Origin of the sequence: Streptomyces sp. NPDC088124, assembly GCF_040685895.1 — a bacterium.
Taxonomy (GTDB): domain Bacteria; phylum Actinomycetota; class Actinomycetes; order Streptomycetales; family Streptomycetaceae; genus Streptomyces.
Genome location: NZ_JBFBJB010000029.1, coordinates 58,383 through 79,646, shown reverse-complemented (window position 1 = coordinate 79,646; position 21,264 = coordinate 58,383). Strand labels below are relative to the sequence as shown.

The 21,264-nt window shown below is 71.4% G+C and carries 17 protein-coding genes and 1 tRNA gene; 6 read left to right on the top strand and 12 right to left on the bottom strand.

The window, feature by feature from the left end; all coding sequences use genetic code 11:
* Nucleotides 1–279: 279 nt before the first annotated feature.
* Together AB0P17_RS24065 and AB0P17_RS24060 are read left to right on the top strand one after the other, a co-directional pair.
* The gene (locus tag AB0P17_RS24065) at nucleotides 280–1,218 is read left to right on the top strand and encodes a nitroreductase/quinone reductase family protein (protein ID WP_365813952.1); all 939 of its coding nucleotides are present in this window, start codon (nucleotides 280–282) and stop codon (nucleotides 1,216–1,218) included.
* A gap of 172 nt (nucleotides 1,219–1,390) precedes the next feature.
* On the top strand, nucleotides 1,391–2,632 hold the full coding sequence (locus AB0P17_RS24060; protein ID WP_365813951.1) for a damage-control phosphatase ARMT1 family protein: 1,242 nt from the start codon (nucleotides 1,391–1,393) through the stop codon (nucleotides 2,630–2,632).
* A 56-nt stretch (nucleotides 2,633–2,688) separates the two neighbouring features.
* On the opposite strand, the gene AB0P17_RS24055 is transcribed toward AB0P17_RS24060, so the two are convergent.
* From AB0P17_RS24055 to AB0P17_RS24040, 4 genes are all read right to left on the bottom strand, one after another.
* On the bottom strand, nucleotides 2,689–3,468 hold the full coding sequence (locus tag AB0P17_RS24055) for an enoyl-CoA hydratase-related protein (RefSeq protein ID WP_365813950.1): 780 nt from the start codon (nucleotides 3,466–3,468) through the stop codon (nucleotides 2,689–2,691).
* 33 nt (nucleotides 3,469–3,501) lie between these two features.
* Entirely contained in the window at nucleotides 3,502–4,782 is a 1,281-nt protein-coding gene (locus AB0P17_RS24050) for a hypothetical protein (RefSeq protein ID WP_365813986.1), read from the bottom strand.
* 134 nt (nucleotides 4,783–4,916) lie between these two features.
* Nucleotides 4,917–6,494 (bottom strand): amino acid adenylation domain-containing protein, encoded by a 1,578-nt coding sequence (locus tag AB0P17_RS24045; RefSeq protein WP_365813949.1) that lies wholly within the window; start codon nucleotides 6,492–6,494, stop codon nucleotides 4,917–4,919.
* A 313-nt stretch (nucleotides 6,495–6,807) separates the two neighbouring features.
* Nucleotides 6,808–7,218, bottom strand: coding sequence for a hypothetical protein (locus tag AB0P17_RS24040; protein WP_365813948.1), 411 nt, complete (start codon nucleotides 7,216–7,218; stop codon nucleotides 6,808–6,810).
* 185 nt (nucleotides 7,219–7,403) lie between these two features.
* On the opposite strand from AB0P17_RS24040, the gene sigJ reads away from it, so the two are divergent.
* Complete coding sequence (gene sigJ, locus AB0P17_RS24035) at nucleotides 7,404–8,339, top strand: RNA polymerase sigma factor SigJ (protein WP_365813947.1); 936 nt, start codon at nucleotides 7,404–7,406, stop codon at nucleotides 8,337–8,339.
* A gap of 76 nt (nucleotides 8,340–8,415) precedes the next feature.
* On the opposite strand, the gene AB0P17_RS24030 is transcribed toward sigJ, so the two are convergent.
* The 7 genes from AB0P17_RS24030 to galU form a co-directional block, all read right to left on the bottom strand.
* Nucleotides 8,416–8,489 (bottom strand) — tRNA-Ala (locus AB0P17_RS24030).
* Nucleotides 8,490–8,595: 106 nt separating this feature from the next.
* Complete coding sequence (gene glpR / locus AB0P17_RS24025) at nucleotides 8,596–9,735, bottom strand: gephyrin-like molybdotransferase receptor GlpR (RefSeq protein ID WP_365813946.1); 1,140 nt, start codon at nucleotides 9,733–9,735, stop codon at nucleotides 8,596–8,598.
* A gap of 142 nt (nucleotides 9,736–9,877) precedes the next feature.
* On the bottom strand, nucleotides 9,878–10,501 hold the full coding sequence (locus tag AB0P17_RS24020; protein WP_365813945.1) for a GNAT family protein: 624 nt from the start codon (nucleotides 10,499–10,501) through the stop codon (nucleotides 9,878–9,880).
* On the bottom strand, nucleotides 10,498–11,028 hold the full coding sequence (locus AB0P17_RS24015; RefSeq protein WP_365813944.1) for a MogA/MoaB family molybdenum cofactor biosynthesis protein: 531 nt from the start codon (nucleotides 11,026–11,028) through the stop codon (nucleotides 10,498–10,500). Before AB0P17_RS24015 ends, AB0P17_RS24020 begins: the two co-directional genes overlap by 4 nt.
* Nucleotides 11,025–11,624, bottom strand: a complete 600-nt coding sequence (gene moaC / locus AB0P17_RS24010) for a cyclic pyranopterin monophosphate synthase MoaC (protein ID WP_365813943.1) — start codon at nucleotides 11,622–11,624, stop codon at nucleotides 11,025–11,027. The genes AB0P17_RS24015 and moaC overlap by 4 nt, the downstream gene beginning before the upstream one ends.
* Before the next feature lie 71 nt (nucleotides 11,625–11,695).
* Nucleotides 11,696–12,976: a gephyrin-like molybdotransferase Glp gene (gene glp, locus AB0P17_RS24005; RefSeq protein ID WP_365813985.1), complete on the bottom strand. Its 1,281-nt coding sequence runs from the start codon at nucleotides 12,974–12,976 to the stop codon at nucleotides 11,696–11,698.
* Nucleotides 12,977–13,063: 87 nt separating this feature from the next.
* On the bottom strand, nucleotides 13,064–13,966 hold the full coding sequence (galU, locus tag AB0P17_RS24000) for a UTP--glucose-1-phosphate uridylyltransferase GalU (RefSeq protein WP_365813942.1): 903 nt from the start codon (nucleotides 13,964–13,966) through the stop codon (nucleotides 13,064–13,066).
* 102 nt (nucleotides 13,967–14,068) lie between these two features.
* On the opposite strand from galU, the gene AB0P17_RS23995 reads away from it, so the two are divergent.
* On the top strand, nucleotides 14,069–14,692 hold the full coding sequence (locus tag AB0P17_RS23995) for a 5-formyltetrahydrofolate cyclo-ligase (protein ID WP_365813941.1): 624 nt from the start codon (nucleotides 14,069–14,071) through the stop codon (nucleotides 14,690–14,692).
* A gap of 58 nt (nucleotides 14,693–14,750) precedes the next feature.
* On the opposite strand, the gene AB0P17_RS23990 is transcribed toward AB0P17_RS23995, so the two are convergent.
* On the bottom strand, nucleotides 14,751–17,585 hold the full coding sequence (locus tag AB0P17_RS23990; protein ID WP_365813940.1) for a penicillin acylase family protein: 2,835 nt from the start codon (nucleotides 17,583–17,585) through the stop codon (nucleotides 14,751–14,753).
* Nucleotides 17,586–17,897: 312 nt separating this feature from the next.
* Between AB0P17_RS23990 and AB0P17_RS23985 the strand changes: the two genes are divergently transcribed.
* Entirely contained in the window at nucleotides 17,898–19,451 is a 1,554-nt protein-coding gene (locus tag AB0P17_RS23985) for a potassium/proton antiporter (protein ID WP_365813939.1), read from the top strand.
* Between the two features lie 393 nt (nucleotides 19,452–19,844).
* Nucleotides 19,845–21,221, top strand: coding sequence for an MFS transporter (locus AB0P17_RS23980; RefSeq protein ID WP_365813984.1), 1,377 nt, complete (start codon nucleotides 19,845–19,847; stop codon nucleotides 21,219–21,221).
* Nucleotides 21,222–21,264: the final 43 nt, after the last annotated feature.

The following is a 21,264-nucleotide window of genomic DNA, read 5'->3' as shown; positions in this document are numbered from 1 at the left end:
GAGTTCATACTCCGCACCCCGCGTCTGACGCCTTCGACGCACCGGCTTACCTGACGCGACTGCCGCGCCCGGCACGACTGCCGTAGTCGGCACACCCGCGTTCACGCGTCGCCCTTGTCCTCGCTTGTTCTCGCTTGTCCTCCGGACTGCTTCCCGCGGTCATTCCGTGCCGTCACCGGCTGCCGCGGCGGCGCTCGGATTCACCGGGCAAGAGCCGCGCGTGGCCTCACCCTTCCCTTTACCCTTCCCTTTTCTCTTTTCCTGGAGAGTCACAGCCGCATGCCCCTGTCCTTCAACCAGTCCGTCATCGACGAATTCCGAGCCAACCAGGGAAAGGTCGGTGGCCCTTTCGAGGGCGGTGACCTGCTCCTGCTGACCACCACCGGCGCGCGGTCGGGAGCGGAGCACACCACGCCGCTCGGCTATGTGCGCGACGGTGACCTCCTGCTCGTCGTCGGCTCGGCCGGCGGCAGCCACCGCCACCCCGCCTGGTACCACAATCTGCTCGCCCACCCGATGGTGCGGGTGGAGATCGGTACGCAGACGTACGGGGCGATCGCCGTCCCCGCCGAGGGCAAGCGGCGCGACCTGCTCTTCGAGCGCGTGGTGCGCGCGGCGCCCGGGTACGCCGACTACCAGGCCGGCACCGACAGGATCCTGCCGGTCGTGGTGCTGGAGCGCTCCGAGCCCGACACGGGAGCGGCGGGAGCGGAGGCGGGTGCGGAGTCCGCGGCGCGGGGCCCTGCCGATCTCGCGGAGAAACTGGTGGAGATCCACACCTGGCTCCGCTCCCAGCTGGGCCACGTACGCCGCGAGGCCGACGCCCACTTCGCCGCGCGGGCGGCGCACCAGGGGCCGGGGGCGCCGCCCGCGCCCGGACTGGGGCTCCAACTGCGCCAGCACTGCCTGGCGTTCTGCGAGTCACTGACGTTCCACCACACCAGCGAGGACGCCCATCTGTTCCCGGCGCTCGCGGGCCAGTACCCGCACCTGTCGGACGTCTTCGCCCGCCTCGCCGACGAACACCGTACGGTCGCCCGCGTCCAGGGCGGGCTGAGCGCGCTGCTGGCGGACGTCGGTACGGCGGACCCCGACCGGTTCCGTACCGAACTGGACCGGATGACAGTGGAGTTGACGGCACACCTCGACTACGAGGAGGAGAAGCTGCTGCCGCTTCTGGCCGGCATACCGTACCCGCCCGTGCCGCCGAAGCCGTGACGCGGCGTGACGTGACGTGACGTAACGGACGAACGGTCGGGACACCCCGGCGTCGCGTCGTCCTGAGGGGGGCACGGCGGGCACCAGACGGGCACCATGGGTGCTCAACGTCCTCAACGCCCTCAATGGAGTGAAGAAGTACATGACGGCGACGCCGCCCGGAGAGCCCGCAGTGCCCGCAGCAGACGACGACGCGCCCGTGATCCTGGGCAACGAGCCCGGCTCGTTCGCCCGGAGCGTCCTGGCCACCCGCCATCCGGCCCTCATCCAGCAGGTCCGCGACGCGTTCCCCTACGGCCCCGCGCAGCACCGGGCCCTCGACGCGCTCCTCGGGGAGATCACGGACGGGGTCATGGAGCCGCTCGGCGCCCAGGACGACCACGACCTCGGCACGTGGCGGAGCTGGGGGTACGACGATCATGTGGGCCGGTCGTGGTTCGACGCGCCGTTCCTGTGGAGCGAGAGCTACTTCTACCGCAGGCTGCTGGGGGCCGTCGGCTACTTCGCCGCCGGTCCCTGGCGGGGCGTCGATCCCTTCGCCCCGTTCAAGCGCGCCGAGCTGCGCACCGCCGCGGTGGACGACGAGCTCCTCGCCCTGGACGGGCTCGCCACGGTGCCGGAGGGACCCGGGCGGCACGGCGACGACCAGGCGTACGCGCTCCTGCTCGCGTCGCTCTGGGGCAACCGGGCCGATCTGGGGTTCCGTATGTCGCCCGCACCGGCCCCCGCCGCCGCGCCCGGAGGCCCGGCCGACCCGGACTCGCCGCTCGTGGCGGACGAGAGCGCCCGGCTGTGGTCCCTGCTGGCGGCCGGTGGCACGCCGGACTCCGCCGCCCGCCCCGTCCACCTGATCGCGGACAACTCCGGCCGCGAACTCATCCCCGATCTCGTCCTCCTCGACCATCTGCTCCGTACCGGCCGGGCCGGCCGCGCCGTACTGCACGTCAAGCCCTGCCCGTACTACGTGTCCGACGCGACCCTCGCGGATGTCGTCGACGCGCTGCGCCGGCTGGGCGAGGCGCCCGGGTACGCGGCCGAGATCGGCAAGCGGCTGTGGTCGGCGATGGCGTCGGGGCGGCTCGACGTACGGGCGCACGACTTCTTCCGCGCGCCGCTGCCGTTCGAGGCGATGCCCGGCGACCTGCGGAGCGAACTCGCCGAGGCCGCGGTGACGCTGGTGAAGGGCGACCTCAACTACCGCCGCCTGGTGGGCGACCGGGCCTGGCCCGCCACCCTGCCGTTCGCCGGGCGCACCGCGTACTTCCCGGGACCGGTCACCGCGCTGCGCACGCTGAAGTCCGATGTGGTCGTCGGGCTGAGCGACGGGACACTGGCGCGGCTGGACTCGGCCGCGGCGCACGGCCCCTCCTGGCGGACCAGCGGCACCCACGCGCTGATCCAGACCCGGCCGTAGGGAAGGCGGCGTCGAGCGGGTCGGGGCGGTCGCGGACCGGGCCGCCGCCCCTGCGCTCAGCGGCCGGTGAAGCGGGGCGCGCGCTTCTCCAGGAACGCGCGCATGCCCTCGCTCTGGTCCTCGGTCGCGAACAGCGCGTGGAACAGCCGCCGTTCGAAGAGGACCCCGTCACGCAGGCCGGTCTCCAGCGCCCGGTCGACCGCCTCCCGGGCCGCCGTCACCGCCTGCCGGGCGCCCGAGGCGACGGCGGTGGCGGCCCGCGTCGCCTCCTCCAGCACGCGGTCGTCCGGCACCACCCGGGACACCAGACCGGACCGCTCGGCCTCGGCCGCGTCCATCGTGCGTCCGGTGAGGACCAGATCCATGGCCTTGGCCCGGCCCACCAGCCGGGTGAGTCGCTGGGTGCCGCCGATGCCGGGGATCACGCCGAGCTTGATCTCCGGCTGCCCGAAGACGGCGGACTCCCCCGCGATCACGATGTCGCACATCATCGCCAGCTCACAGCCACCGCCGAGCGCGTATCCGTTGACGGCGGCGATCTTCGGCGTACGGAAGGCCGCGAACTCCTCCCACTCCGCGAAGTAGTCCTCGTCCGCCATCTCGACGGCCGTCTTCCCCGACATCTCCCGGATGTCGGCGCCGGCCGCGAAGACCCTCTCCGATCCGGTGACGACGAAGCAGCCGACCCCCGGATCGCGGTCCAATGCCGCCAGCGTGCCGATGAGTTCCCTCATGAGCGCGCCGCTGAGGGCGTTGAGCACATGGGGCCGGTGGAGCCGTACGGTCACGATCCGGCCGTCCGGGCCGTGCCGTTCGGTCTTGATGTTCTGCTCCACGAAATGCCTCCGGTCAGGGGGTCCGGCGGGATGTCACGAGTCCCAGATCGCGCCGTACGCGGGGATGCCCCGGCGTTCGAGACCGTGCACGACCTGCCAGGTGAGCTTCTTGTTGGAGATGCAGATGACGGCCTCGGCCCCGAAGTCGCGGTAGGCGGCGTACGCGAGCCGCACCATGTCGGGTTTGCCGTGGCGCGACGTGTCCCAGACGAGCGCGTCCGGCTGGACGGCGAGGATCTCGTCGACGAGCCCGTCCCCGTAGGTCGCGCGGGGGTCGCGGGTCGCCCACACCAGCCGTGCGGGCACCTCGGCGGCGAGGAGATGGGGCAGACAGGGGCCGATGCCGCTGCCGGTGGCCACGTACACCACCTTGCTGAACAGGGTCTCGATGTTGGCGACGCCCGCCGTGGTGATGCCCTTGACCCACACCCGCGCCGGGGCGTCGTCGATGAAGGAGCCGGTCCAGTCCCCCGCGCGGGAGATGGTGAGCCGGAAGCCGGAGCGGCCGGGGGCGGGCACATTGGCGAAGGAGTGCCACTCCTTGAGCGGACTGCGGCTGATCGCGGTGGACGAGCCGGCGAACGGTGTCACGCCGTGGTCGAAGTGGGCCAGCGCGACATGGGACGAGGGCCGTTCGATCCGTACGTCGACCTTGCGCAGGCGCAGCCAGGGCAGCGCGACGGAGAAGGTGACGAGGGCGAGCACCCAGAGGCCGGGTTCCGCGGCGACCGGTCCGCCGGCGGAGAGCGGAGGCAGCGCGGAGAGCACCGTATGCGCCCAGAAGAGCGCGAGCGCCGCCCAGCCCCCGTAGCGGTGGATCTTCTCGAAGCGGTCGTGGAAGCGGGCGCGGAAGGGCGGCAGGGCGGTGGCGATGACACAGGCGAGCAGGGCGATCAGCACGTACGCGACGACGAGCAGCGCGATGCCCGCACCGCTTGCCGTGACCGGCTCCCCGGCCCCGGTCAGCACGACGGTCTGGCCGAGGAACCAGAGCGCCCCCGCCACCGCCCCGCCCACGTGTACTCCTCCGAAGTGGTACACCTTCGCGAGCGTCCAGCGGAGCTTGAGCGGCCGCCGCGTGGACGGCCGGGTGGCCAGCCGGAACAGCAGGTTGATGACGTACTGCTGGCGTACGACGACGGCGAGCGCGAGGTTGGCGAGGGCGGCGTGGCCGAGGGTACGGGGGCTGTACGGACCGGCCGCGAGGAAGCCGAGGTTGGCGAGGAGAACGAGGGCGGCGAGACGGTTGTAGTGCATCAGGCGGGGGTGCTTGAAGAGGCGCCTGGGCCAGGAGGTGAGTGGGGGAAGGGTGATGGTGTCGACGTCGACGGGCGGCGACGCCGAAGAGTCCGAAGAGTCCGAAGAGTCCGAAGAGCCATTCCGGGACGACGAAAGCCCCCGGGACACCCGTGAGTCACGAGGAACGCTCTGCTCGTCGACGGAGAAGGTCACGCCCCCACCGCCCCCACGCGCGCGCCCCGGCCGGCGTCCCCCGTGGCGAGCCGCAGCAGCGCCTCCTTGTCGATCTTTCCCCGGTCGGTCTCGGGCAGGGCGGCGAGCGGCAGCACGGCGGACGGCACGCAGTAGTACGGGAGTGCCGCCGCGACCGCCCCGCGCGCCGCCTCCGGGTCGACGTCCTGGGGGCAGACGAACGAGACGAGATGCCGCGCGTCCCGCCGGAGCGTGACCGCGCGGGTGCACCCCGGGACGGACTCCAGGACGGCGGAGACGGAGTCCGGCTCCACCCGGAAGCCGCGGATCTTGACCTGGTCGTCCGTCCTGCCGAGGTGTTCCAGCTCGCCGTCCGGGGTCCACCGGCCGAGGTCCCTCGTACGGAACATGCGGCGGCCCCCGCCGAGATACGGGTCGGGCGCGTACCGTTCGGCGGTCAGCGCGTCGTCGCCGAGGTAGCCGGCCGACACGCAGTCGCCGCCCGCCCACATCTCGCCCACCTCGCCGATGGGGACGGGGCGGCGCCGCTCGTCGAGGACGTACACCGTGTTGTTGGGGGTCGGGCGGCCGATCGTCAGCAGCTCCGCGTCCGGGTGATGGCGCTGCATCGTATTGACGATCGTGGTCTCCGTAGGGCCGCACGCGTTGTGGAAGGCGCAGCGCCGGGCCCACCGGTCGGCGAGGGGGCGCGGGCAGGGTTCCCCGGCGACCGCGACCGCCCGCACGCGGGTGCAGGTGGCCGGGTCGATGGCGGCGAGGACGGTGGGCGTCGCGATCAGGACGTCGGCGGTGCGGGCCGTCTCCGCGATGTCCTTGCCACGGATGACGAGGGTGCCGCCGTGGCTGAGACAGCCGAGGATCTCCCAGGCCGCCATGTCGAAGGCGATGTTGAGGATCTGCGCCACCCGCCGGCCGGGCCCGATACCGAGGCTGCCGGGTTCGGTGAGCAGGATGTTGGCCACGTTCCGGTGGGTGACGGTGACCCCGTTGGGGCGGCCGGTGGTGCCGGAGGTGAACAGGACGTAGCAGCCGTCGTCGGGCCGCGCGCCACGCGGACGGGCCCCGTCGGCGTGGCCGTCCCGCTCGTCGGGGTGCGGGTCGAGGCGGTCGATGTCCTCCAGGGCGACGAGATGGCGCACCCCGGCCGGTAAGGGCACGCGGTGCGCGTACTCCCGCTGCGTGAGGACGACCCGGGTGGCGGCCGTACGGATGACGTGGCGGAGCTGGGCGGCGGGCGCGAGGCCGATGTCCTGCGGTACGTACGCCGCACCGGCCTTGAGGGTGCCGAGCAGCCCGACGAGCATCGGGATCGAGCGCCGCACGAAGAGCCCGACGCGGTCGCCCGGCCGTACCCCGGCCCGGCGGAGCCAGGCCGCGAGCCGGTCGGCGCGCCGGTCGAGCTCCGCGTAGGTGAGGGTGGCGCCGCGGTGTTCGGCGGCTATGGCGCCGGGCGTGGCCAGCGCCTGCCGCTCGAACGCGTGGTGGACGAGGGCGTGGGGCACGGGCACGACGGGCCCGTGCCCGAACCGCCGGAAGAGCTCACGGTCCCGCGGGGTGAGGTGGTCCAGATGCATGGGAGGGGAGACCTCCTGGCTGTTTCGAGCGACGGATGGGGGTCCGGTATTTCGAACGCCTTGCGGTCCACGTGCCGGCGGGGGACGACGCCCCTCGCGGTCTTCCGTCCGACTGTAACGGCCGCGCTTGAACTCTCAACTACTCGCGCTCGGACAACAATTGACGTCGAATCAGCCACATGTGCCGCCTTCCGCCCCACCGGCAACCTTCGCCACACGGTGCGGCGACACCACAGGTGGGGGAAGCTGTGGGCCGCCTGGCCGAGGTCCCGGACGCACCCGCGGGAAGCACGGCCGCGGAAGCCTTCGGCCGTCACACGGCGGCACCCGCGCGGACGCGGTGACCGATCAGCGTCCGGCCCAGCTGAAGGGTGCTCAGACCGAACATCAGCGTGCCCAGAGGAACATGCAGACTCGTCACATGCGCGATACCGAGGACCACCTGCACCGACGCGAGCACCAGGAACCCGGTCGCGTGGAGCACGGGCCTGGGCGAGCCGCCGCCCGGCCGCCACGCCAGGACGGCGGCGAGCACGTACAGCATCGACGCCGCGTACATCACGCGGGCGCCGACGCTGTGCAGCGTCTCCCCGTACGTCGTGGACAGCAGCAGACCGGCGGTGACCGCCTGGAAGAATATGGCCACGGTCTGCAGGGCGATCGCGGCGCGCAGGAACTTCGAGAACCCCGGACCGTGCTGCTGTGCCGTCGTCCGTGTGGGCATGGCGAACCCTCCCCTTCTCAGCTTCTCAACACTGCTTCTCGGCAGAAGCCGGGGCCGGTGCCCCGCCTCTCAGCACTCCGACGACGCAGCCACCGGGATTGTGAGACGGAGCACCGGCCTCACCGCTCGCAGGGGTCTCGCCGATCATGGTGGGGGAAGACTCGAACAAGGGAGTCATCACGACCATGACCATCAGATCCGGGCCCGCACACGGCCGCCCCGGTCCGAGCCCGGGCGCGATCATGAACGAGCGCCCGCAGCTGATCAATCTCGCCTACCGGTTCCTCGGCTCGCTGGCCGAGGCCGAGGACGCCGTACAGGAGACCTACGCCCGCTGGTACGCCATGCCCCGGCGGGAACAGGAGGCCATCGACTCCCCCGGCGCCTGGCTGACCAGGGTGACCGGCCGCATCTGCCTGGACGTGCTCGGCTCGGCGCGGGCACGGCGCGAGAGGTACGTGGGCGAATGGATCCCGGAGCCGCTGCCCGGCGGTACGGAGTGGCTGAACGGACGAGCGGGCGACGGCGACCCGGCCGACCGGGTCACCCTGGACGAGTCGGTCGACATGGCCTTTCTCGTCGTGCTCGAATCGATGACCCCGGCCGAGCGGGTCGCGTTCATCCTGCACGACGTCTTCCGGTACCCCTTCACCGAAGTGGCCACGATCGTCGACCGCACCCCGGCGGCCTGCCGGCAACTGGCCTCATCGGCCCGCCGCCGCGTCCGCGCGGCACGGACCCCCGCGGCTCCGACGGCCCAGCAGGCCCGCGTCATGCGGGACTTCAAGCAGGCGTGGGAGGCCAAGGACATCGCGACCCTCGTCGGCCTGCTCAACCCCGCCGCCACGATGACCGTCGACGGCGGCGGCCGCACCGGCGCGGCGCTCCACCCGATCACGGGCGCCGAGCGAATCGCCCACTACATCCTCGGCATCGACGCCAGGGCCCCCGGCATGACACTCCTGACCCGCTCGGTCAACGGCCGCCCCGGCCTGGTCGCCCAACACGCGGGCACCACGGCGACGGTGGCCGCGTTCGCGGTCACGGACAACCTGATCACGCACATCTGGGCGGTACGCAACCCCGAGAAGCTCCGCCCGTGGACGACCCCCCGCACATAAAAAAATCCCGCCCGATCAACCGATCGGGCGGGATTCCGCCGACCCTTCCCGAGCGAACTCAAGAACAGTCATGTTGTGGACCTGAGGGGATTTGAACCCCTGACCCCCTCGATGCGAACGAGGTGCGCTACCAGTCTGCGCCACAGGCCCTTGCAACGAGTGAAACTCTAGCACCCTGTCGCCCGTGCCCGGAAATCCGTCAGCCGCTGGTCACGGTGTGCGGGCCGCCGGTCGGTCGTGGGGTGGCGGCGGGTGGTTACTCGTTGGCCGCGCGGGGGCGGTCGTCGGCTTCGTCGTACTGGTCGAAGAGCGGGGTCCTGCCGTGGTCGCGGGTGCGGCGCGGGGGTGGGGTGCGTGGGGACGGGGCCGTGTCCGTGGCCGGTTCGGCGGTGGAGGAGCGGGCCGCGCTCCAGGTCTCCGGGTCGCCGACCTCCACGCCGCCAGTGGCGCGCGGGGCGACCGGGGCCGTGACGTACGTGGGCAGCGGGACCGGGACCGGCTCCCAGCTCTCGCCGCGGGCGGGGCCGCGTTCGCGCTGCTGGTCCACCCACTCCGCGTGGTCGGTCTGCTCGACCAGGGCGCGGCGGCCGGCCTCCTGGGGGGAGACCGTGACGGCCGGTTCGGGCTCGGGGCAGGGTTCCGGCTCCTGTTCGGGCTCGCGGGCCGCGGGCGCGGCCGACTGCCGGCGAGGGGCGCGGTTCTCGCGGAGCCGCTGGGCGGCGGCCTCGGCGCGGCGCCGGTCCATGGTGAACGCGAAGCGGCGCCGCTCCTGACCGCGCAGGTGAACGATGTACGTGCTGAGGAGTACGGCCGGGACCGCGGGCGCCCAGAGGAAGCCCAGGCCGCCGACGGCCGCGACGATCGCACCGAGGGTGAAGGAGAGGAAGAGGATCATGGTGGTGCGCCGGCGGCGGGCGAGGACCTGGAGGCGCTGCGCGCGCCGGGCCCGTTCGGCCGGAGTGCCCGCAGGGCGCGTGCGCCGCTTGGCCGCGGGGCGCTCGGAGGCCGGACGGATCTCGGGGTGGGGCGCGGGAACGGGCGCCGCGGACCTGGGCTGTACCGGCCTGGCCGGAGCGGGGATCTCCGCGTGGACGCTCATCCGGAGTTCGGTGTGGTCCGGGGGCGCGGCGAAGGACCGGACGTCGACGGAGCTCATCGACTCCGTACGGCTCTCCGGTTCCGCGTCGGTCCCCGCCCCTTCGGCGGCCCGCCCCTGAAGCTCCTTGGCGTAACGGCGCTCCATGGCCGCCCGTCCGGACAGCAGCCGGATGGCGGTGCTGAAGCGTTCCGTCGGACGCGCCTCGTTGAGCTCGTCCTGCCTGCGGAGCCACATCGGCACCAAATAGGCGGCCCAGGCCCCGACGATGACTGCGTAGATGAGGCCGCTGCTGCTCACGGTTCACACCGTAGAGGGGTTCGCACGAGGGCATCGGCCAATTGAGCCGGTGTGTCGCACGATCCGGCTGATACCACGGACTTTTTTTGTGATTGTTCGTATCGGTTTATGTTCGTATGGAACATAAAATCGAATAAGCGTTTTATTTTCTTGTCGTTCCGGGGCGGGCCCGGTGCCACCGATGGACCATTCCCTCGGGCACCTCCTCCGCCGTGAGCACATAGACGAGATGGTCCCGCCAGGCCCCGTCGATGTGGAGATAGCGCGGTCGCAGCCCCTCCTCGCGGAAGCCGAGCTTCTCGACGACGCGGCGGCTGGGCCCGTTCTCCGGGCGGATGCAGATCTCGACGCGGTGCAGCCCGACCATCCGGAAGCAGTGGTCCACCGCGAGCGCGACGGCCGTCGGCATCACGCCGCGGCCCGCCACCTCGCGGTCCACCCAGTAGCCGACATGACCGGAACACATCGAGCCCCAGGTGATCCCGGCGACCGTGAGCTGACCGACCAGCCGCCCCTGGTACTCGATGACGAACGGCAGCATCCGGCCCGCGCCGGCCTCGGCACGGAGATGGCGGACCATCTGGCGGTACGTGGGGCGCTGGGCGACCGGGCCGCCGGGGGGCGGCGGCGGAATCGTCGCCTCCCAGGGGCGCAGCCAGTCGCGGTTGCGCCGGTTCACCTCACGCCAGGCGCGCTGGTCGCGCAGTCTTATGGGGCGGAGGGTCACTTCACCGTCCACCAGCATCGCGGGCCAGGCCGGGTTCATCCGGAGACGCGGGGGTGATCGCCGCCGCGGAGCTGGTCCACGGCGTGGACCAACAGCCTGTCGAGTACGGCGAGTCCGTCGCGTACGCCGCCGGTCGAGCCGGGCAGGTTCACGATCAGGGTCCGCCCCGCGACGCCCGCCAGGCCGCGGGAGAGCGCCGCGGTGGGGACCTTCGCGGCGCCCTCGGCGCGGACCGCCTCGGGGATGCCGGGGATCTCGTAGTCGAGCACGCGGCGCGTGGCGTCGGGGGTGCGGTCGGTGGGTGAGATGCCCGTACCGCCGGTGGTGAGGATCACGTCGTACGCGGCGGCCACGCCGTCGCGCAGGGCCTGTTCGACCGGGTCGCCGTCGGGGACGACCCAGGGGCCGTCGACGGCGAAGCCGAGCGCGCCGAGGCCGTCGGCGAGGAGCGGGCCGCCCTTGTCGGCGTAGACGCCCGCGGCCGCCCGGTTGGACGCCGTGACGACCAGGGCCCGGTACGGCGCCGGGGAGGCGCCGCCGCGCGGCCCGGATGGCGTGGTGCTCATGCCGTGCCTCCGGCCGCCGCGCCACCGGCCGCTTCCGGGCGGCTCCAGGTGCCGGACCTGCCGCCGGTCTTCTCCTCGACCCGTACGTCCGTGATGACCGCGCCCTTGTCGACGGCCTTCACCATGTCGACCACCGTCAGCGCGGCCACCGAGACGGCGGTCAGGGCCTCCATCTCGACGCCCGTGCGGTCCGTGGTCTTCACCGTGGCCAGGATCTCGACCGCGTCGTCCGCGACCGAGAGGTCGAGCGTGACGCCCGAGACGGCCAGCGGGTGGCAGAGCGGGATCAGGTCCGGGGTCCGCTTGGCGCCCATGATGCCCGCGATACGGGCCGTGGCCAGGGCGTCCCCCTTCGGCACTCCCCCGCCCCTGAGCAGTTCGACGACGCGCGGCGAGACCAGCACCCGGCCGCTGGCGCGTGCCGTGCGCGCCGTGATCTCCTTGGCGGAGACGTCGACCATCCGGGCGGCGCCCGACTCGTCGATGTGGGTCAGGCGGTCCTGTCCCGCATCGGTCAGGCCGTCCTGACCGCTCGTGCCGCTCTCGTCGGCCTGCTGAGGGTGTCCGGGGGTCGCCCCCCGGGAAAACACGGTCATTCGCTGTGGCGCTCCCGGTCCGGGCCCGACAGGGCCTGTGTGGGCAGATACGGTACCGCCACAGCGGGGCGTCAGCCGATCAGAACCACCTCGACCTCCGTGCCCGGCTCGACGGTGACCGTCTCCTCGGGGATGACGATCAGCGCGTCCGCGTGGGCCAAGGCCGCCACGAGATGGGAGCCGGCGCCGCCGACCGGGGCGACGGCGCCCGCCTCGGCGTCGTACGTACCCCGCAGGAACTGGCGGCGGCCTGCCGGGGACGAGAGCGCCGCCTCCGCCGTGAGCGTCGCCCCGACCGTCGGGCGGTGGAGGTCCTCCAGGCCCATGAGGGCGCGGATCGCGGGGCGGGCGAACAGCTCGAAGGAGACGTAGCACGACACCGGGTTACCGGGGAACGCGAGCAGCGGGGTGTGCTCCGGGCCGATCGAGCCGAAGCCCTGCGGCTTGCCGGGCTGCATCGCGACTCTGCGGAAGTCGATACCGCTGCCCGCCTCGTCCTCGTCCCCCACGGAGGAGAGCGCCTCCTTGACGATGTCGTACGCCCCGACACTGACGCCGCCCGTGGTGACGACCATGTCGGCGCGGATGAGCTGGTCCTCGATCGTGGCGCGCAGGGTCTCCGCGTCGTCGGTGACGGCGCCGACCCGGTAGGCGAGGGCGCCCGCGTCCCTGGCGGCGGCCGTGAGGGCGAAGCTGTTGGAGTCGTGGATCTGGCCCTCGCCGAGCGACTCGCCCGGCTGGACCAGCTCGCTCCCGGTGGAGAGGACGACCACGCGCGGGCGCGGGCGGACCCGGACCCTGCCCCGGCCGATGGCGGCCAGCAGGCCGATCTGCGGCGGGCCGAGGACCGTACCGGCCTTCAGGGCGAGGTCGCCGGCGCCCACATCGCTGCCGCGGGCGCGGACATGGGCGCGGGCCTCGGCCGAGCGGTGGACCCGTACCTCACCGCTCGCGCCGGCTCCTCCCTCCCCGGCAGGCCGCATGGAGGTGGCCGCGCCGGCGCCCGTACCGCCGTCGGTCCACTCGACCGGGACGACGGCCTCGGCGCCGGGCGGCAGCGGGGCTCCGGTCATGATCCTGGCGGCCTGCCCGGGGCCGACCTCCGGGAGCGCGCCGCTGCCCGCGGCGACGTCCCCCACGACGGTCAGCACGGCGGGGAACTCCTCGGTCGCCCCCGCCACGTCGGCCGTACGGACCGCGTACCCGTCCATGGAGCTGTTGTCGAACGGCGGCAGCGCGACCGGAACCGTGACGTCCTCCACGAGGACGCAGCCCTGCGCATCGAGCAGCTGCAGCTCGATGGGGTCGAGCGGACGGACCGCGGCGAGGATGTCCGCGAGATGGTCCTCCACCGACCAGAGGCGGTCCTGCCCGGCGGCCGGGGCGGCGGCCGGGTCCGGGGCAGGCGCGGGTGCCGGTTCTGCCGAACTGCTCAAGTGCTACATCTCCTCGCTGACGTAACTGCGGAGCCAGGTCCGGAAGTCCGGGCCCAGGTCTTCACGTTCGCACGCGAGTCTGACAATGGCACGAAGATAGTCGCCCCGGTCACCGGTGTCGTAGCGCCGCCCCTGGAAGACGACGCCGTGGACCGGTCCGCCGACCTTCTCGTCCGCGGAGAGCTGCTGGAGGGCGTCGGTGAGCTGGATCTCACCCCCGCGGCCCGGCTCGGTCGTGCGCAGTATGCCGAAGACGGCGGGGTCCAGCACGTAGCGGCCGATGATGGCGTAGTTGCTGGGGGCGTCGGCGGCGTCGGGCTTCTCGACCAGATCGTGCACCTTGACCACGTCGGCGTCGCCCGTGGGCTCCACGGCGGCACAGCCGTACAGATGGATCTGCGCCGGATCGACCTCCATGAGGGCCACGACGCTGCCCCCCTCGCGCTCCTGGACCTCGACCATGCGCGCGAGCAGCGGGTCGCGCGGGTCGATCAGGTCGTCGCCCAGCAGGACCGCGAAGGGCTGGTCCCCGACGTGCGGGGCGGCGCACAGGACGGCGTGTCCGAGGCCCCTGGGGTCGCCCTGGCGTACGTAGTGCATGGTGGCGAGGTCGCTGGACTCCTGGACCTTCGCGAGGCGCCCGGCGTCGCCCTTGCGGGTCAGCGCCTGCTCCAGTTCGTAGTTCCGGTCGAAGTGGTCCTCAAGAGGGCGCTTGTTACGGCCGGTGACCATGAGGACGTCGGAAAGCCCCGCGGCCACCGCCTCCTCGACCACGTACTGGATCGCCGGCTTGTCGACGACCGGCAGCATCTCCTTGGGCGTGGCCTTGGTGGCGGGAAGGAACCGGGTGCCGAGGCCGGCGGCGGGGATGACAGCCTTGGTGATCCTGGAGGGCGAATGAGTCATGGCGCGGAGCCTATCCGGTGATTATGGGCGGAAGATGATGTTTCGGTTAACTTTCGCCTCATACAAGCCCATAGGAGAGATACGAGAGGTTTGTGACGCCCCATGAGCGACGACGTTCCCGGCGCGCCGGGAAAGAGCGTTCTGCGAGGTGAACTCCTCGCCGCGCGCGGGCTGCTGTCCAGTGAAGACGTACGGAAGGCCGCGGAAGTTCTCTCCCGGAGGGCACTGGATCTGCCGGACCTGGCCCGCGCCCGTACCGTCGCGGCCTACGTGTCGGTCGGACGCGAGCCGGGCACGCGCGCGCTGCTCGACGCGCTGCGCGCCCGGGGCGTCCGGGTCCTGCTGCCGGTGCTGATGGCCGACAACGATCTCGACTGGGCCCGCTACGAGGGCGCTGAACGGCTCGTGAGGGCCGGACGGGGGCTGCTGGAGCCCGACGGGCCCCGCCTGGGCCGAGAGGCCGTCCTGGAGGCGGAGGCGGTCCTGCTGCCCGGTCTCGCGGTGGACGGGCGGGGGATGCGGCTGGGCCGGGGCGGCGGCTCGTACGACCGAGTGCTGAGCCGGCTGGCACGCGCGGGGGCCGCGCCGTCCCTCGTGGTGCTGCTGTACGCGAACGAGGTGGTCGCGCGGGTCCCGGAGGAACCGCACGACCACCCCGTACAGGCCGTGGTCACACCGGAGGGCGTCAGACACTTCCGATCATCCGACGGCCCGATGACCGGGTGAACCCGCGGTCATCGGGCCGGGCGCCGAAGGGGCCCGCGGAGCCCGCGGAGCCCGCGCCCTATGGTTCGAGCGTCAGCGTGTCCTTCGTGGCGCTCTGCACCGCGTTGGGGGTGTAGGCCCAGTCGAGCAGCTCACCCTTGGCCCACTTGTCCGTCTGGTCGGTGTAGTGCGCGCCGTACGCGTGCCCCGAGGCGCCCGTCAGGTTGATCCAGCGGGACTTGTCCCACTCCCCCACGTTGACGACCATCCGCATGGACGGCACCCAGACGACCTCGTAACCGCCCGCCGCGTTCCAGCCGGTCGCGTTGACCGCCGCCTCACCGCCGCCGAGGTTCCACGGGCCGCGGTTGAGCATCTCCTTGAGGAAACCGGGACCTTCGGTGCCGAGGGTCTGGTTCTCCAGCTGGAGCTGGTGCAGACGGCCCCAGCTCCAACTGGACACATCCTTGCCGAGCTTGGCCGTCAACTCCCAGCGCGCGTCCGTCATGGCGCGCTTCAGGAGCCCGTCACGCGTCGTCGTGGCGTCGTCCTTGCGGCTCTTCGGAGAGCTCCACCAGGAGTTGTCCTCGTCCTTGATGATGCCGCGCACCACCTCGTACCAGCGGTCACCGCCGTCCGGCTGCGCCTCTTCGGGGTCGCGCTGGCCGCACTCCCGTACGAGCTGGTCCTGGCCGTCCACCGGACCGGTCGAGTCGGCGGAACGCACATTGAGGCACTCGCCCTTGACGCGCACCTCCTTGGGAAGCTTGTTCCCGAAGGCCAGCTTGAGGACGTTGCGCCAGACCGCGTTGAAGTAGGCGGCGGCACCCGAGTCGGGCTCCTGCGTGTAGTCCCAGCCTTCGAGGAGCTTCTGCGCCTCGCGGATGGCCGGGTCCGGGACATCGATCTTCAGCAGATACGGCATCAGCACCTTGGCGATCTCGCTGGTGTTGTCCATCTGCATGGTCTGCATGTCGTCGGTCGAGATCTTCCCGCCGTCCTTGGTCTTCGACTCTATGAGGTCGTTGATCCGCTGGCTGCGGGCACCGTAGCCCCAGTCCTCGGTCAGCAGGTACGGGTACTTCTCCGCGTTCACGACGGCCTGGTTGGCGGTGACGATGTAGCCGCGCTCGGGGTTGTACTCGTACGGCAGCTCGTCGAAGGGGATGTACCCCTTCCACTTGTACTTCGGGTCCCAGCCCGGCGCCGGCATCCTGCCGTCGCCCTCGGCGCGGATCGGGATCCGGCCGGGCGCCTGGTAGCCGATGTTGCCCTTCTCGTCGGCGTAGATGAGGTTCTGCGAGGGGACCTCGAAGTGCTCGGCGGCCTTGCGGAAGCCGGCGAAGTCCTTGGCCCTGTTGAGTTCGAAGACGGCGTCCATGGACTTGCCGGGCTGGAGCGCGGTCCACTCCAGGGAGACCGCGTAGCCGGTGCCCCGGTCCGGGGCGACATCGCCCACCGGCGCCTTCTCGCCGACCTTCTCCAGCTCGCTGTTGCGGTCGGAGACCACGGGACCGTGGTCGGTCGAGCGGACCGTGATCTTCCTGCTGGCACCGCCGGCGACCTTGATGGTCTCCTCGCGGATCTTGAACTTCTTCTTCTGCGTGCCGTACTGGTACGTGTCGCCGCTGACCTTCTCCAGGTAGAGATCGGTCACGTCGGCGCCCAGGTTGGTGAAGCCCCAGGCGATCTCCTTGTTGTGACCGATTATCACACCGGGCAGTCCGGCAAAGGTGTAGCCGGCGACGTCGTACTTACAGGTAGCCGAGACGCTGCGGCAGTGCAGCCCCATCTGGTACCAGAGCGAGGGGAGCTGCGGCGCGAGGTGCGGGTCGTTGGCGAGGAGGGGCTTGCCCGTCGTCGTGTACGTGCCGGAGACGACCCAGGAGTTGGAGCCGATGCCGCTGCCGTTCGGGCCGAGCAGGGAGGGGATCTCGTCCAGGGTGCCGGAGAGGGCGCCGAGCTGCGCCTCGAAGCCCTGGGCGGCGTCGCCTGCCTGGTCGATGCCTCCGTCGGTGTTGATTCCGGTGCCGGTACCGGTGCCAGTGCCCGTACCTGTGCCGGTGCCTGTGCTGCCGTCCGTGCCTACGCTGCTGCCGGTGCCGGTGCCGGTGCCGGTCCCCGCGCTGTCGCCGGCGGGCTGGGCCTCGGGGTCGTACGCGCCCGTGATCGGGTCGATCCCGCCCTCGCTGACGATGGGCTTGTTCCGGTCGTACGGGTACGCCGGGTACAGGTCCTTGATCTCCTGCTCGCTCAGCCGGCTGGTCAGCAGCGAACGGTCGATCTCGTCCTTCATGTTGCCGCGCAGGTCCCAGGCCATCGCCTTGAGCCACGCCACCGAGTCGACCGGGGTCCACTTCTCGGGCGTGTAGTCGTTGGTGAAGCTCAGGGCCGCGTACTCGACCGAGATGTCCTTGCCGTCACGGCCCTTGAGGTACTCGTTGACGCCGTCCGCGTACGCCTGGAGGTTCTTCTTGGTCTCCTCCGACAGCACGGTGTCGTACTCGCGTTGGGCGACTCCGCGCCAGTCCAGGGTGCGCAGGAAGGTGTCGGTCTTGACCTGGCCCTTCCCGAACATCTCGGAGAGCCGGCCGGCGGTCATGTGCCGCCGTACGTCCATCTCCCAGAAGCGGTCCTGCGCCTGGACGTACCCCTGCGCGCGGAACAGGTCGGCGTCGCTGTTCGCGTAGATCTGCGGGACGCCGTAACTGTCGCGCCGGACGTCCACGGGTCCTGACAGGCCCTTGAGCGTGACCTTTCCCGTGGTCTGGGGGAAGGAGGCACGGACCGTACTGACGCCCCAGAACGCGCCATAGCCGACACCCGCGACAAGCGCCAGCACCAGGACGATCACGATCAGACGGGCGCGTCGCCCCTTCTTTTTGACGGAAGGGGGGGCTGTGTTGGCGGGCATCGCTGTCCTTCGAGGGGCAGGGTGGTCCTGGAATGCTGGAGCAACCATAGGCGCAGGGGTTCCACGCCCCCGACTCGGTGTCATGTAGTGCGACTGATGCGACGATCACAGAATGATCACACAGAGACTGACACATGGATTCCCCTGCTAATTCACCACCCTTCGCCCTTGTCGTACCGCCTCGTACGCCTGACGCACCCGTCGACCGCGATGGAAATCACATCAACGCTCGCACTGGCGATCGAAAGCGTCAAGAAAACGTTAAAGATTAGGTAAGGTAACGAAGTACCGCTCCCGGAGGAACGATCCGGCGTGCGCGAGGGGAAGGATCGGCCGCTGTCTGTTCACCATCTCAATGAACTGCTGCTCATCAGCTCGCTCGTGCTGCTGATCGCGGTCGCCGCCGTCCGGATCTCGTCGCGGAGCGGCCTCCCCAGCCTGCTGCTGTACCTGGGGATCGGTGTCGTCATAGGGCAGGACGGCCTCTTCCACGTGAAGTTCGACAACGTCGAACTGACCCAGGTCATCGGCTATGCCGCACTGGTGGTGATCCTGGCGGAAGGCGGCCTGGGCACCAAGTGGAAGGAAGTGAAACCGGCGCTGCCCGTCGCTGCCGCCCTGTCGACGGTGGGGGTCGCGGTGAGCGTCGGCGTCACAGCGTCCGCCGCGCACTATCTGATCGGTCTGGACTGGCGGCAGGCACTGATCGTCGGGGCCGTCGTCTCCTCGACGGACGCCGCGGCGGTCTTCTCCGTGCTGCGCAAGGTCCCGCTGCCGTCCCGGGTGACCGGAGCACTGGAAGCCGAGTCCGGCTTCAACGACGCCCCCGTGGTGATCATGGTGGTCGCGCTCTCGGCGGCGGGACCGGTCGAGCACTGGTACATCCTCGTCGGCGAGATCGTCCTGGAACTGGCCATCGGCGCCGTCGTCGGGCTGACGGTCGGCTGGGCGGGCGCGTACGGGCTGAAGCACGTCGCCCTGCCGGCCTCCGGGCTCTACCCCATCGCCGTGATGGCCATCGCGGTGTCGGCGTACGCGGTCGGCGCCACGGCGCACGGCAGCGGCTTCCTCGCCGTGTACATCGCCTCCATGATCCTCGGGAACTCGAAGCTGCCGCACGCCCCGGCGAACCGCGGCTTCGCCGAAGGACTGGGCTGGATCGCGCAGATCGGCATGTTCGTCCTGCTCGGCCTGCTGGTGACCCCGCATGAACTGGGCGACGACTTCCTGCCCGCCGTGGTCGTCGGCCTGGTCCTGACCGTGGTGGCCCGGCCGCTGTCCGTCCTGGTCAGCCTGCTGCCCTTCCGGATCCCCTGGCAGGAACAGGCCCTGATGTCCTGGGCGGGGCTGCGCGGCGCGGTGCCCATCATCCTGGCGACCATTCCGATGGTCACACAGGTGGAGGGCAGCCTGCGGATCTTCAACATCGTCTTCATCCTGGTCGTCGTGTACACGCTGGTGCAGGGGCCGACGCTGCCCTGGCTGGCGAAGGCGCTGCGGCTCGGGGACTCCTCCGAGGCGTCCGACCTGGGGATCGAGTCGGCACCGCTGGAACGGCTGCGCGGCCACCTCCTCTCCGTGGCGATCCCCGAGGGGTCGAAGATGCACGGCGTGGAGGTCGCGGAGCTGCGGCTGCCGCCGGGGTCCGCGGTCACGCTGGTCGTACGGGACGGGAAGAGCTTCGTACCGCTTCCCGCGACCGTGCTGCGCCGCGGCGACGAACTGCTCGTGGTGGCCACGGACCCGGTGCGCGACGCGGCGGAACGGCGCCTGCGGGCCGTCGGACAGGGCGGAAAGCTGGCCGGCTGGCTGGGCACGGGCAACGGGGTCGGTACGGGGGCCGGCACGGGCGGAAAGACCCCGTAACCGCCCTCTGCCCACTCCTCGCCCGCCCTTCGCCCGCTCTCTGTGAGCGGGCTTGCCCAGGTGCTCAGGAGACACCTGCCTGTACGATAAAGACGCAGATGATCGGCCCCGTCCGTCGTCTGCGTCTCTCTGTAATCCTTCGACATCTGCATCTACTGATCGACCAAATCTGCCTGACGCAGTGCTGGCGCGACCGTATGGCGGCCGTGGCTGTCCCCTCAGTGGGCCCTGGTATCTACCGCAGTTCCGCGCAAGAGGACAGCTCTCGGCTGCGCCCGGCCCCGTGACCGGCGGAGGCCGTACAGGGGCGCGCTACCAGGCGGCAGAAAGGCAAGGGCCGTGTCCCGCAACACGGTCGACACCGGCGCCGGTACCGGCACGGGCGCTTTCGGGGTGGAGGGCGCGACGCCCCGCCCCGGGTACGGGCGGCTACTGCGCACCCCGGGCGCCTGGACGTTCCTGCTCCCCGGCTTCGCCGCACGGCAGCCCTTCGCGATGCTGACGATCGGCATCGTCCTTCTCGTCCAGCACACCACCGGCTCCTACGGCACAGCCGGCGCCGTCGCCGCGGTGACAGGTGTGTCCATGGCGCTCTTCGCCCCGCAGGGCGGCAAGCTCGCGGACCGGTACGGGCAGCGCGCCGTGCTGGTGCCGGGCGTGGTGATCCACGCGGCGTCCGTGGCAGCGCTGGTGGCGCTCACCCTGACCGGCGCTCCGCTCTGGGCGCTGTTCGCCGCGGCCCTGCCGACGGGCGCCTCCGTCCCGCAGATCGGCCCGATGGTCCGCTCACGCTGGGCCGCGCTGCTCGGCCCGGCCGGAACGTCCCCCGGGGCGGACTCCGGCTCGGTTTCGGACGCGGGCACGGGTTCGAGTGCCGGCGCGGATTCGGGCCCGGGCTCGGGCTCGGGTGGGCGCGGCTCGTCGTCCCTGCTGCCGACCGCCGCCGCTTTCGAGTCCGTGACGGACGAGTTCACCTTTGTCATCGGTCCCGTGATCGCCACCGCGCTCTGTGCGGGCATCCATCCGGCGGCCGGACTGATCGCCGAGGCCACGCTCACGCTGGTCGGCGGCCTGCTCTTCGCCGCCCAGCGCACCACGGAGCCCCGGCCGGACCGGCACGACGGGGCCGCCGGCTCAGGCTCCCCTCGGGTATCGGCTCTTTCCGTGTCCGGCGTGCGTGTACTGGCTGTGGCCCTCCTCGGGATCGGTTCGGTCTTCGGCGGGATGCAGGTCTCCCTCACCGCGTTCGCGGAGGAGATCGGCGATCCCGGTCTGAACGGCCTCCTGTACGGGATCTTCGCGGCGGGCAACATGCTCGCCGGGATCGTCTGCGGTGCCGTGGCCTGGAAGATCGGGCCGCGCCGCAGATTGCTGGTGGGATACGCGGGGCTGACCGTGGCCGCTTCCGCGCTCTGGACCGTGCACTCGGTACCGCTCCTCGCCGGCCTCGGACTGCTGGTCGGCCTGTGTATCGCTCCCGCCCTGATCACGAGCTACACACTGGTCGAGTCGCTGGTGCCCGCCTCGGCGCGCACCGAGGCGTTCACCTGGCTGACCGGCGCGGTCGCGCTCGGGCAGGCGGCAGCGGTCACGGCCGCCGGGCAGCTCGCCGACGCCCATGGCTCGAGCGCCGGATTCGTGGTCCCGCTCGCGGGCACGGCGCTGGCGCTGGCCACCCTGGTGGCACTGCGTTCACGGCTCGCCCCGAAGGCTTCGGGACGGGTCGCCGCGCGTGGCATGAGTCACCGCGCCCCGGTGACAGTGGACTGATCGCTCGGAATAGGTCACTATGGAGCGTCGTTAGCACTCATTG